Source organism: Pseudoalteromonas sp. HF66 (assembly GCF_011806445.1).
In the GTDB taxonomy this organism is placed as follows: domain Bacteria; phylum Pseudomonadota; class Gammaproteobacteria; order Enterobacterales; family Alteromonadaceae; genus Pseudoalteromonas; species Pseudoalteromonas apostichopi.
The window spans coordinates 343,384-355,946 of sequence record NZ_JAATOU010000001.1 but is presented as its reverse complement, the minus strand read 5'-3'; the positions used below and the strand labels follow the sequence as shown (position 1 = coordinate 355,946).

The 12,563-nt window shown below is 37.8% G+C and carries 11 protein-coding genes; 9 read left to right on the top strand and 2 right to left on the bottom strand.

The features are described 5' to 3' along the window. Positions 1–119 precede the first annotated feature (119 nt). The 9 genes from HCZ11_RS01490 to HCZ11_RS01450 all read left to right on the top strand — a co-directional run bounded on the left by HCZ11_RS01490 (position 120) and on the right by HCZ11_RS01450 (position 10,624). Positions 120–1,646, top strand: coding sequence for a tryptophan halogenase family protein (locus tag HCZ11_RS01490; protein WP_167657434.1), 1,527 nt, complete (start codon positions 120–122; stop codon positions 1,644–1,646). Between the two features lie 9 nt (positions 1,647–1,655). Next, positions 1,656–3,143, top strand: coding sequence for a tryptophan halogenase family protein (locus HCZ11_RS01485; protein ID WP_167657433.1), 1,488 nt, complete (start codon positions 1,656–1,658; stop codon positions 3,141–3,143). Positions 3,144–3,642: 499 nt separating this feature from the next. Beyond that, entirely contained in the window at positions 3,643–4,971 is a 1,329-nt protein-coding gene (locus tag HCZ11_RS01480; protein ID WP_167657432.1) for a GH1 family beta-glucosidase, read from the top strand. Positions 4,972–4,984: 13 nt separating this feature from the next. Next, the gene (locus HCZ11_RS01475; RefSeq protein WP_130052849.1) at positions 4,985–6,517 is read left to right on the top strand and encodes an MFS transporter; all 1,533 of its coding nucleotides are present in this window, start codon (positions 4,985–4,987) and stop codon (positions 6,515–6,517) included. A 34-nt stretch (positions 6,518–6,551) separates the two neighbouring features. Beyond that, positions 6,552–7,553, top strand: a complete 1,002-nt coding sequence (locus HCZ11_RS01470) for a LacI family DNA-binding transcriptional regulator (protein ID WP_130052850.1) — start codon at positions 6,552–6,554, stop codon at positions 7,551–7,553. 73 nt (positions 7,554–7,626) lie between these two features. Further along, positions 7,627–7,968, top strand: coding sequence for a MerR family transcriptional regulator (locus HCZ11_RS01465; protein ID WP_167657431.1), 342 nt, complete (start codon positions 7,627–7,629; stop codon positions 7,966–7,968). Positions 7,969–8,101: 133 nt separating this feature from the next. Next, on the top strand, positions 8,102–8,794 hold the full coding sequence (locus HCZ11_RS01460) for a DUF4336 domain-containing protein (RefSeq protein ID WP_167657430.1): 693 nt from the start codon (positions 8,102–8,104) through the stop codon (positions 8,792–8,794). A gap of 142 nt (positions 8,795–8,936) precedes the next feature. Then, on the top strand, positions 8,937–9,509 hold the full coding sequence (locus HCZ11_RS01455; RefSeq protein ID WP_167657429.1) for an NAD(P)H-dependent oxidoreductase: 573 nt from the start codon (positions 8,937–8,939) through the stop codon (positions 9,507–9,509). A 455-nt stretch (positions 9,510–9,964) separates the two neighbouring features. Then, positions 9,965–10,624: a LysE family translocator gene (locus HCZ11_RS01450; protein WP_167657428.1), complete on the top strand. Its 660-nt coding sequence runs from the start codon at positions 9,965–9,967 to the stop codon at positions 10,622–10,624. Between the two features lie 59 nt (positions 10,625–10,683). On the opposite strand, the gene HCZ11_RS01445 is transcribed toward HCZ11_RS01450, so the two are convergent. Together HCZ11_RS01445 and HCZ11_RS01440 are read right to left on the bottom strand one after the other, a co-directional pair. Further along, the gene (locus HCZ11_RS01445) at positions 10,684–11,472 is read right to left on the bottom strand and encodes a LytTR family DNA-binding domain-containing protein (protein ID WP_130052856.1); all 789 of its coding nucleotides are present in this window, start codon (positions 11,470–11,472) and stop codon (positions 10,684–10,686) included. After that, entirely contained in the window at positions 11,469–12,524 is a 1,056-nt protein-coding gene (locus HCZ11_RS01440) for a sensor histidine kinase (protein ID WP_240701340.1), read from the bottom strand. Before HCZ11_RS01440 ends, HCZ11_RS01445 begins: the two co-directional genes overlap by 4 nt. Positions 12,525–12,563 lie beyond the last annotated feature (39 nt).

Below are 12,563 nucleotides of genomic sequence, written 5' to 3'. Positions count from 1 at the left end.
TTAAATGAGTCTCTTTTGTAGACTAATTACGATAAGTTTACTTCCTAAAAGATGAACAATTATTGCGAATAGGTATAAAGCCGCTTAATTGAAGCGGCTTTAACATTTAAAGTAAGCATATGAGCAAAAAAATTAATAATATTGTGATCATTGGCGGTGGAGCTGCTGGTTGGCTTACAGCTGGGTTACTATCCAAAGAACACCCAGATAAAAGTATCACTTTAATTGAATCTGCTGATATCGGTATTTCCGGTGTCGGTGAAGGGACGTGGCCATCGATGCGACATACATTGCAACGAATTGGCATAAAAGAAACTGACTTTTTACAGCAATGTGATGCCTCTTTTAAGCAAGGTTCAAAATTCATAAACTGGCGGGGAAAAGAACAGGCAGATAACTATTATCACCCTTTCATGGTTCCTGAAGGCTACAATGAGTATGATGTTCATGCAGCATGGCAGCAGTTGTTTTCTGAACAAAAATACGCCGATGCAATGAACGTGCAAAGCTTTGTTTGTCAAGCTACCCTTGCGCCTAAACAACTGAATACACCTGAATATGCGGGTGTTACAAATTACGGTTATCACCTAGATGCCCATAAATTCGCACAATTTCTCACAAAACATTGTGTAAACACACTCAATGTAAAACGCATTCTCGATAATGTCCTCCACGCCAATAATAATGCTCAAGGCTACATTGAAAGTGTCACTACACAGAATAATGGTGTGATTAACGGTGATTTGTTTATTGATTGCTCTGGTAGTCAAGGACTGTTAATAGCCAAGCACTACCAGATCCCATTTTTAGATCAAAGTCACATTCTTTTTAATAATACTGCTGTTGCAGCGCACTTACCTTACGAAAGCCCTTCTCAAGATATTGCATCAGCGACTTTATCCACCGCACAATCCGCTGGCTGGATTTGGGATATAGGATTACCTACTAGACGCGGTATTGGCTATACATTTAGTGATAAATATTGTGACGTTGAAACTGCTGTTGAAACACTAAAAAGTTATGCTGCACAATCTGTTGGCATTCAACAAGCTAACAATATTGAAACAAGAACATTACGCTTTACGCCTGGTTACAGAGAAGTATTCTGGCATAAAAACTGTGTTGCAATAGGAATGTCGCAAGGATTTATAGAGCCACTAGAAGCTTCGGCGTTAGCAATGGTTGAATTAAGTATTAGCATGCTAAGTGAACAAATGCCTGTAGACCAAGTACACATGCAGTTGTTGAGAAAACGTTTTAATAAACGTTTTAGGTACCGCTGGAAGCAAGTCATCAATTTTCTAAAGCTACATTATGTATTGAGTAGTCGCGATGATAGTAGCTATTGGTCCGATAACCACCACCATAAAAGTATCCCAAGTGAATTACAGAGCTTGCTAGAACTATGGCAATATCAAGCTCCCAGCCGATTTGACTTTATAGAAAATGAAGAAATTTTTTCTTCTGCGAGTTATCAATACGTGCTTTATGGCATGGGCTTCAAAACCAAGCAAACAAAAAAGCTTGATAACCATACATATCAGATGGCACAAAAACTCTACCAACTCAATCGCAAGAAGATTGCGCAATACTTACAAAAACTACCCACTAATCGACTGTTATTAGAACAATTACAAAGGGAGTAAGGTGGCAAAATGAGACAACAACAAATTAAACAAGTAGTCATAGCTGGCGGTGGTACCGCAGGCTGGATGACAGCTGCCGCGTTAGCTAAATTACTAAATAAAGATATTAAAATCTGCTTAATTGAATCAGATGATATCGGCACTGTCGGTGTTGGAGAGGCAACAATTCCACCTATTCGTACCTTTCATAAATTGCTAGGTATCGATGAACAAGAATTTATGAGGGCCACACAAGCCACATTCAAACTGGGAATTAGCTTTGAGAATTGGCATCAGTCAAACAGTGATTACATTCACTCTTTCGGTATGACAGGTAAAGAATGTTGGGCTGGAGAGTTCCACCATTTTTGGTTGCATTGGCAAAAAATGGGCAATACCGATGATTTCGCAGATTACTGCTATGAACTACAGGCAGCTAAGCAAGGTAAATTTGGGATTAGCCCTCAAAACCCAATTAATTACGCATTTCATATGGATGCCAGTCGTTATGCTACATTTTTAAGAGCATTTTCAGAAAACCTCGGTGTCAAACGTATAGAAGGTAAAATTGAACGGGTAAATAAACATTCTGATAATGGCTTTATTAAAAGCTTATCGCTGGATAATAACACTGAAATAGCGGGTGATTTTTTTATTGATTGCACTGGTTTCAAAGGCATACTTATCGAGCAAGCCTTACATACAGGGTTTGAAGATTGGTCTCATTTATTACCTTGCGACAGTGCCGTTGCGGTACAAACAAAAGGAACATCAGACCCTCTCCCTTACACGCGTTCTATTGCGCATCAATCAGGATGGCAATGGCAAATTCCTTTGCAAAACAGAGTTGGCAATGGCTTAGTTTATTGCAGCCGCTATTTAAATGACCATGATGCAACTAAATTACTATTAGATAACCTTATTGGAGACACCCTAACCGAACCAAAAATCATTAAATTTAAAACTGGTCGTAGGCGTAAAGGGTGGAACAAAAACTGTTTAGCGCTAGGTCTTGCCAGTGGCTTTTTAGAACCTCTTGAATCAACAAGTATCCACTTGATTATGACCGGTATCATTCGGTTTATGCGCCTGTATCCTTTTGCTGGTGTAACACAACAAGCTATCGATGAATATAATAAGCAATTGAAGTCAGAGCTCGAAAGTATTCGTGACTTTATTGTTTTGCATTATAAAGTTACAGATAGGCAAGACAGTGAATTTTGGCGTCATTGCCAAGCTATGGAAATTCCTGAGTCACTTGCTCATAAAATCGCATTATTTAAAGAAACTGGCCGAGTATTTTTAGATGATGGCGATATTTTCCGTGTCGACTCTTGGGTTCAAGTCATGCTTGGGCAAGGTGTTAAACCAAAACAATATCATTATGTTGCTTCTTTAATGAATGACCAAGAGTTAGGTCGCTTTATGCAAGGCATTAAACAACAAATTGCCCATCGGTTAGCGCAATTGCCAACTCATAAAGAGTTTATTAACAAGTACTGTCGAATAAATGACTAAGCCCACAGTAAAGCCGATACGATTATTGTTAAAATATACATAATAAAATTTACTGTAAAGCCGCTTTTAAGCGTTCGCTTTACAGTAATTACAAACTGAATTAGGCCTCTCTTAATGATGATTTTAGCCGACAAGGGTTAGTGATAACTAAAAACACTTAGCGTAAAAATGCTAAAAAGTAAAAACCATGACTCAACTGAGAAAATAATCTAACCACTCAACTTTCAGCTCTTAAATTGTCACTATAACTAAAAAAAAGCCTAACACTAACTCATTAATTATTAAATATTAAAATGACTTACCTAGGTTGTTTTCAGGCTAAACAAAATAAACGGTTGACCGTTTGGACAATAGCCTCTAACCTAAATATGGAAGCGCTACCATAAACAACGCAATAACTTTCAATCCATGCAATACACATAAAGATGGAAGCGCTACCATAACAACTTAAATTTAGCTGCAAGATTTACTTGCATTTGTTTATCAAAGGTTTCTTTACATGACTCAGCTCACGTTACCAAAAAACTCAACAATGCTTAGCAAAGACTTTATCTATGGCGTTGCAACGGCTTCGTTTCAAATAGAAGGAGCTGCTGATAAGCGCCTCCCTTGTATTTGGGATACTTTCTGTGCGACCCCAGGAAAAATAGCTGATAACTCAAACGGTAATTTCGCCTGTGAGCATGTAAAAAAATGGAAAGACGATATTGAGCTAATCGACTCTTTAGGTGTAGATGCCTATCGCCTATCAATTTCTTGGCCAAGAGTCATAAAGTTAGACGGTACCTTAAATCAAGAAGGTATTAACTTTTACATTAATATTTTAGACGAATTAATGCGTCGGAATATCAAAGCATTTGTTACCTTATACCATTGGGATTTGCCACAGCACTTAGAAGATAAGGGAGGCTGGTTAAATCGTGAAACAGCGTATGAGTTTGCTCATTATGTTGATCTAGTTAGTAAAGAGCTATCTGGAAAAGTATATTCATATGCAACGTTGAATGAACCTTTCTGCAGCTCGTATTTAGGCTATGAAATTGGTGTTCATGCTCCAGGGATCAAAGGCCGTGAATTTGGCCGAAAAGCCGCTCATCATTTATTACTTGCCCATGGTTTAGCAATGAAGGTGCTAACTAAAAATAGCCCAGAGTCGTTAAACGGTATCGTGCTTAACTTTACTCCATGTTATTCCGTATCATCAAGCGAAGCAGACATTGCTGCAACAGCTTTTGCTGATGACTACATAAACCAATGGTATATGAAACCTATAATGCAAGGAGCTTACCCTGACATCATAGAGCAGTTGCCACCCGCTCACAGACCTGACATTCTAGATGGCGACATGGAGATTATTTGCCAACCTTTAGATTTCTTAGGCGTAAATTTTTATACCAGACTGCGCTATGAAGCAAGTGATACAGATTATTACCATGAACTGCCTCACCAAGCGCCGATGACCGATATTGGTTGGGAAATTTACCCATCTGCATTGACCGAATTATTAGACTCCTTGCATCAAAAATATGATTTGCCGCCAATTTATATTACAGAGAATGGAGCTGCTATGGCGGACAAAATGGAGAATGGAGAGGTGAACGATCAAGATCGTATCGACTATTATAATGCCCATTTAAATGCAGTGAATGATGCCATATCACAAGGTGTTAATGTAGCTGGCTACTTCGCATGGAGCTTAATGGATAATTTTGAGTGGGCAGAGGGTTATTCAAAACGCTTCGGAATTGTTCATGTTGATTACGATACACAAGTACGAACAGTAAAGCTAAGTGGTAAAGCATATAGTCAGTTAATCACGCGCCGATAATAAGACAACAATAATGATAAAACACACTCTTCCCATCTACGAAAAAATAGGCTACGCGATGGGCGATGCCGGCGCTAATTTAGTTTGGCGTGGTGCTTTGGCTTATTTAGCCGTTTTTTATACAGACACATTTGGTATTTCTGCCGCCGCTGCTGCGTTACTTTTTTTAGTTGTGCGCTTATCAGATGGCGTGACAGATATAATAATGGGGATGATTGCAGATAGAACGCAAACACGTTTCGGTAAATTTCGTCCTTGGATATTGTGGTCAACTCCTTTTCTAGCCTTGTTTATGGTGTTGTGCTTCACAACACCTGACATAAGCCCAGCAGCTAAGCTATTTTATGCTTATTTCACTTATATAGGGCTCACTCTAGCTTATACGGTAAGTAACGTACCCTACTCTGCTTTAATGGGGGTTATGACTGGTGATGATCTAGAGCGAACTAAACTGTCTGGCTTTCGCTTTGCCGGAGCATTTGCAGGTGGCTTATTAGTTATGGGCTTTTTACCTGATTTAGTTGCATACTTTGGGGAAGGAAATAGCGCACAAGGTTACCAATACACTATGTATGTATTTGCAGCCTTACTCACTGTACTCATGTTAATCACGTTTGTAAGTACAAAGGAGCGCGTTCAACCTGCAACAAAAACGCAAGTTTCACTAAAAACTGAGCTAACTGATTTAAGTAAAAGCTTACCTTTTATCATTCTTCCTTTATTGGCGATCACATTATTTTTCTATTATCGCGAGCTCTACTCCGGTTTGTTTTTTGCGGCAACAATGATTTTTATGACTGTCGTAATTCGTCGCTTACTTGCAAGCGATCATAGTAAGCTAAGTGGCACTCAACGAGATATGGTTGATTTACTTACAAATAAACCATGGCTGATCTTATTAGGTATGGGCTTTTTAACAATGATGTTTAATGGCATTAAATATGGTGTCATTGCTTATTATTTTAAATATTACGTAGGTAATGAGCTTTTAACTGGCCAATACTTTATAGCTTTATTAATCGTCTCAATTTTCGGCGCGTTAAGTACAGGAAAATTAGCTGAGATTCTGGGTAAACGTACTTTGTTTATCGCTTCATTATTACTAAGTGCCTTCTTTACCATTTGTTTCTTTTGGCTGCCAAATGATAACCTCAGCCTGATCTTTGTTATGGGTTGTCTGTCTGAATTCTTCGCAGCCATGATGCCTACCCTGTTTTTTACGATGCTTGGGGATAGTGCTGACTATTCTGAGTGGAAAAATAAGCGCCGTGCCACTGGCCTCATATACTCAGCAGGAACTTTCGTGCAAAAAACGGGGGGTGGATTTGCCGGAGCCTTAGTGCTTGTTGTACTTGCAAGTTATGGCTATGACGGAATGGACGAAACCACCATTGCACACTCACTCGATGGCATGATACTACTAATGAGTTGGCTACCAGCAGCGTTTGCTCTAATAGCCGCAGCACTGATGGCCTTTTATCCATTAACATCTGAAATGACAGAAAAAATAACAGAAGACTTGGCAATTAGGCGTGCAAGTCTGTAAATTAAACAGTTAAGATTTATATAAAACAGTAATTATGGCAACTATTTATCAGGTATCAGAGCTCGCTGGCGTTTCTTTATCAACCGTATCTCGGGTGTTAAATGAAAATGACTACGTCAGCAAAAAAACCAAACAAAAAGTCCTCGATGCGATGGAGCAGCTTGGTTACAAACCAAATTCAATAGCTCGCTCTCTCGCTTCAAATTGCACTAATAGTGTGGGTATTTTAGTGTCTGAATTAGATGGCGCGTTTTTTGGTGAGATGATGTCTGCTATCGAAGCTCAATTAAGAGCTGCCGGAAAACATGTCATTATTACGCCGGGACACAGTGAAGAAGACAAAGAAAAGAATGGCTTAGAATTTTTAATTTCACGTAATTGCGATGCAATCATTGCTCATGTTGAAGCTGTTAGTGATGAGTATCTAGTAAAATTAAACAAAGGTAAAACCCCTATTTATTTAATCAGCCGCTATGTAGATAAAATGAAAGAAAACTGCATTAGTCTGGATAACGTGATGGGCGGATATTTAGCAACTAAGCACTTACTTGCTCAAGGCCATAAAGATATAACATACATTGCGGGCCCGTTATTTAAACCCGATGCATTTGATCGACTAGAAGGTCACAAAAAAGCACTTAAAGAATACGGTATTACTTTTAATGAGCAAACTCTATTTGTCGGTGACTTTAAAGAAACAGGTGGGTATAACGGCTTAAAGCATTTCTTTAACAACAACATAAAATTTACTGCTGTTGTTTGTGCAAATGATGAAATGGCATCTGGTGTAATGAAATATGCTCGAGAGCATCAGCTTGATCTACCAAAAGACTTAGCTATCGTCGGATTCGATAATGTTCATTTTACAAATTACTTGTACCCAACTTTGACTACCATTGATAACCCGGTAGAGAAAATGGGGATCATGGCCGCCAACTTGGTTTTAAAACAAGTATATAAACAAAGTCTCTCGAATATAGAGCATATTTTCACACCTGAATTACTGATACGCGACTCAACAACACATTTAACTTGAGAGCTTGAAAAAGGCGAAACTAACCGCTTATTTAAATATAATGAATAATATCGATGTATAGATGGAGTAACAGGTGTTTATCGGTGAAGTAGCAAGAAAAACGAATTTATCTGTTAAAGCTATTCGGTTTTACGAAGAAAAAGAGCTTATTGTCCCCCCAAAACGCCAAGGAAAATACCGTGTTTACACCAATGAGCACATTGAAGTATTGAGGTTAATCGCAGAAGCAAAACTGTTGGGGGTTACACTAGCTGAGCTAAAAGGGTTTATAAAATATGAAAACGGGGAAGCAAACTGGGCTGAGATAAGCGAGTTTTTAGTACACTTAAAAGCCCGTTTGCAAGCTCAAATTGAGCAAACAAAACAGAAAATAGCCAAAATCGATTCATGTGTTGGGATTATTAACGCTAAATAATTAGTTGACTCTCCCCTTTAGTGGAGGGTTTATAGTATCTCATGTAGACCTAGAACAAGCAGTACAATCTAAATTAACATTTTCAATAAACTAATCTTTTTTTTGATAACTTAAATTCTAATTAAGGAATAATATGGAAAAGTTAGCAAACGACATTTGGATTTTTGATGGTGAAGCAGTAAGGTTCTTCTTTTTACCTTTTACAACTCGAATGACAGTCATTAAACTCGCAAATGGCGATCTGTGGGTTCATAGTCCTATCTATCTAAGTGATGCGTTAAAAACCCAAATAGACCAGTTAGGCTCTGTCAAATACCTTATTGCACCAAATCATTTACATCACCTGTTTTTACCCCAATGGATAACAAAATATCCAGATGCGCAAATCTATGGCACTGATGAAGTCATCAAAAAGCGTAGCGATATCTCATTTGATGCGTCCCTAAATGACGATTTAGCGTGGCAGTGGCAAAATGAAATTAACCAAGTCTTAGTTACAGGCTCCCCTCTTATGGAAGAGTGTGTGTTTTTCCATAAAAGCTCTAAAACACTCATTGTTACTGATTTGGTAGAAAACTTTTCGGGTGATAATTTTAACCCTTTGCAAAAATGGATAGCCAAGGGCGTTGGGATCATCGCCCCTGATGGAAAAACACCTATCGATTGGCGTCTAAGTTTTATGTTTAACAAAGCCAAGACCAGAAAACATTTTGAACAGATGCTAGCCTGGCAGCCTGAAATTTTGGTTATGGCCCATGGCGAGCTAATTGAGAAAAACGCTGTGGATTTTTTGCATAAATCCTTCCGCTGGCTTACTAAGAGTTAAAAGAAAAAACCAGCTTCGTTACATATAACATTCTATATATTTAATGTACCGTATTTATTTGTTTTTCAAAAAATGATTGACTCTCCCGTTAAGGGGAGGCTTTAGACTTGCAATTATTTCCTAATACATAGAGGTAGTAATTGTGAAAAATATACTCATTTTAAACGGAAACCCTAAACCCAATAGCTTTGCTGACTCTTTAGTGGATGCATATGAATGCACTGCTAAAGAAACGGCAAATATACGTACTTTTAGACTGTCTGAAATGGACTTTAACCCAGATCTCAGCTTTGGTTATGATCAGGTACAGCCGTTAGAGTCATGCTTAGAAGCATTTACAAATGCACTCCTTTGGGCCGATCATCTCGTGCTTATTTCGCCAGTTTGGTGGGGTAGCCTACCCGCTAAATTAAAAGGGCTGTTTGATCGCGTTTTTTTGCCTGGGGTTACCTTTAAATTCGAACAAAACAGCTTATTGCCGACGCCACTGCTAACTGACAAAACTGCGAGAGTGATCTTAACCATGGATACACCCCAAGAGCTCGCTCAGGAACTAGCAAAGCCCGTAGTAGAACAGTTATGCCGCTATACTCTCGAATATTGTGGTTTTGAAAAGCCGAAAGTTAACTTTTTTGGCTCTGTTATTCTCTCAGATGATAATCAAAAATCGAACTGGAAAACAACAGTTGCTGAGCTAGGTTCTCTATGTGACTAAAGGCTTATTTTAACTAAAAATATAATATTTATAATTTTTATTGGGTGTTATTCTGACTTTTAGATAATGCCCAATAGAAAATAATTAGATGAAGGGAAATGGATTATATTTAAGTAAATAGAGGTACATGGAATAAAAGAACTGAGCTCCATACTCAGTCTACTTTTTATAACCTTGATCTTCCCCTAATCACCAATACCAAAAATTGTGACGGCACTAAGTCGAAAACAGTGACATTATAAACTCGCTCATTCAGGCCGGTTTAACAATAGAGTCTGCTGATAAGCACCCTCTTAGCCCATATGACTGTTTTTTAGGCTTAGAGTATGTCTCTGGTAAGGCGTATCAATTACTTTATAAAGACAACAAGCTCCTCTTGTTTTCTCAATTAAAGCAAGGAAGAACGCGTAATTTAGCCCGCTCTTCATTTTTCATATTTACACTTTGAGGAATTTATGGATATTAGCTTAATAAGTATTTTTATTTCAGTGGCAGCTGCACACTTTCTGGCATTACTGAGTCCAGGACCTGATTTTGTACTCGTTGTTAAAAGTGCGCTGAAAGGTAACCAAAAAAACGCCATTGGCGTTGCGTTAGGTATTGCAACTGCTAATGCTGTGTATATTACCTTATGCTTAATTGGAGTTGGCGCCATATTATCCACCTCAATTGGTTTGATGGTAACGCTCAAAGTTATTGGAGGCTTATTTTTAATGTATATTGCCTATCATGCATTAAAAGCACCTAAAAATGCCTACGCTAACTTTTCTACAAGCACTAAGACTGCAAGAGAATTTTCATTATCATGCTTTTGCAAAGAGTTTGTAACTGGGTTTCTCTCAGGTATTTTAAACCCTAAAAATTTATTATTTTATTTAAGCTTGTTTACTGTTGCACTAACCCCCGAAGTCAGTATTAGCTTTAAAGTACTTTTAGGAGTATGGATGACATTAGTCGTCTTTTTTTGGGATGTAGCTATTATTTATATGTTGTCAAAAACGACTATCAGACAAAAATTCATTAGAGCCGCATTTTATATTGATAAAGTAACAGGTATCGTTCTAGGTGCGATTGGGTTTAACATTCTAAAATCAGTTTGGTCAAAACAGCCGTAAATACTACTGCATAGTAAGGTGCTGTTTATAACGACGTATTGCAAACAGCACCGATTTATTTAAATCAGCTTTTTTAATTGCTTACTGTATGTTCGACTTACTTTTAAGGTTTTACCAGTAGTTAAGGTTGCCATGTACTCTGAGTTGCGCAATGGCTCAAGCTGTCTTACATAAGTTAAATTGACAATGGTAGACTTATGGATCCGCAAAAAGGCCTCAGGCAGCATATTATTCTCAAGTTCTTTTAATCTAGCTCTCATAACATGGGTTTCGGTTGCAGTATGCACACACATATAATCACCAGCTGCATCAATCCAAAGAATATCGGTGAATGAAATTATTTGAATCGGGTTTTTAGCATCCCGGATAACCAAGTGATCACTATCAAAATTATAGTCTGACTGATTGGCTGAGTGTTTGTTTTGCTCAGCCTTGTTACTCACTTCTTGTTGTAGCGCTATCAACTCACTTTTTTGGAATAACTTTACGTTACTTACAACTCTTTCTATAGCTTCTGCAAGCCTGTCTAGTTTGACTGGTTTTAATAAATAATCGATAGCTCTAACTTCAAAAGCTTGTACTGCATGTTGATGAAAAGCAGTGACAAAAATGACTGCTGGACATGCTTCGGGTTGAAAATACTTTATCAATTCAAAGCCAGACTTGGTGGGCATTTCGATATCTAAGAAGATTAAATCAATTTCGTTGTTATTTATAAGCTCAATAGCATCGTCAACACTGCATGCACTACCAACAATATTAATTTCAGGAAATTGTTCAAGTCGAATACGTAAACCTTCGACGGCGCTGTATTCATCATCAACCAGTATCGTGTTTAGTTTTATCATTTATTATGACCACTCATAGGTAATGTTATACATACCCAAGCACCACCTTCACTTAAGTTGCCCTTTTCTATACGGTGTGACTTTCCGTACATTAGCTTCAAACGTTGCTCACAATTTGCTAATCCTATCCCTCTTTTATTTGTGCTTTCATCACCAAATCCCTTGCCAGTATCAGACACTTTTATATTTAAATAACTCTTAGTTTTTTCTATGGCTATAGTAATGCACATTAGCTGGTTTGAACGCATGCCATGTTTTAATGCATTTTCGACAAGGGGTTGTATCAACATAGATGGGATCAGTAACTCGTTGCAGCCATCTGCAACAGAAATATCAACAACAAGCTTATTTGTGAAACGGCACTTTTCTATATCTAAATAATTGCTAAGAATGCCAATTTCTTCTTTAATTGTTACTTTTTCCAGCGGATCTGTATATAAGCTATGTCGCAATAGATCACACAGTTTCTCGAGCATTTTTACAGCTTCTAAACTTTCTTTCTTCAAAATCAATGTACAAATCGCATTTATACTATTGAACATAAAGTGGGGATTCAGCTGATAGCGCAGCATTTTTAATTGTGATTCTTTAGCTAAGTGTGTGGCTTCTGCTGCTTTTTGCGTTTGTTCTAAATTATCTAAATAAATCTTAATCCCATAATAAAACGCGGTCCAAGTTGAAAGAACTGTTAATGACGCCGACGTCCATGTTCCAAAATCAAACCATGTCATTGGCTGCCAAAAGTTTCCATAAAACCACTGCAGTGTTATCCACTTAATTTGTGTCCAAATTAACGTTGCAGTTATGACAATGAAAATATGAAGTGCAATCTTTAACTTTAGCTCTATAAAGTTGATGCAAGTAAATACTTTTCTAAGGGAGAGGGTAATTATAAACCCACAAATTGTATCAATAATCAAATGCGGGATATGGATAGTCCAAGGCTCATCACTTGGGACTTTAATCATCAATTCGGTTAGCATTGCGTAAACAACCCAACCACAAATCTGAAACAGCCAAAATAAATGGCCGCGAGGGTTACTAGTATTCAAATTATTCAATCCATAAGGTAAAGCTGATAGGCATTACTT

What these genes read in the sequence shown, in the direction of transcription:
- HCZ11_RS01475 (WP_130052849.1), top strand. Translation starts at nt 4,985, where the DNA reads ATGATAAAACACACTCTTCCCATCTACGAAAAAATAGGCTACGCGATG.
- HCZ11_RS01445 (WP_130052856.1), bottom strand. Translation starts at nt 11,472, where the DNA reads ATGATAAAACTAAACACGATACTGGTTGATGATGAATACAGCGCCGTC.
- HCZ11_RS01480 (WP_167657432.1), top strand. Translation starts at nt 3,643, where the DNA reads ATGACTCAGCTCACGTTACCAAAAAACTCAACAATGCTTAGCAAAGAC.
- HCZ11_RS01470 (WP_130052850.1), top strand. Translation starts at nt 6,552, where the DNA reads ATGGCAACTATTTATCAGGTATCAGAGCTCGCTGGCGTTTCTTTATCA.
- HCZ11_RS01460 (WP_167657430.1), top strand. Translation starts at nt 8,102, where the DNA reads ATGGAAAAGTTAGCAAACGACATTTGGATTTTTGATGGTGAAGCAGTA.
- HCZ11_RS01490 (WP_167657434.1), top strand. Translation starts at nt 120, where the DNA reads ATGAGCAAAAAAATTAATAATATTGTGATCATTGGCGGTGGAGCTGCT.
- HCZ11_RS01485 (WP_167657433.1), top strand. Translation starts at nt 1,656, where the DNA reads ATGAGACAACAACAAATTAAACAAGTAGTCATAGCTGGCGGTGGTACC.
- HCZ11_RS01450 (WP_167657428.1), top strand. Translation starts at nt 9,965, where the DNA reads ATGGATATTAGCTTAATAAGTATTTTTATTTCAGTGGCAGCTGCACAC.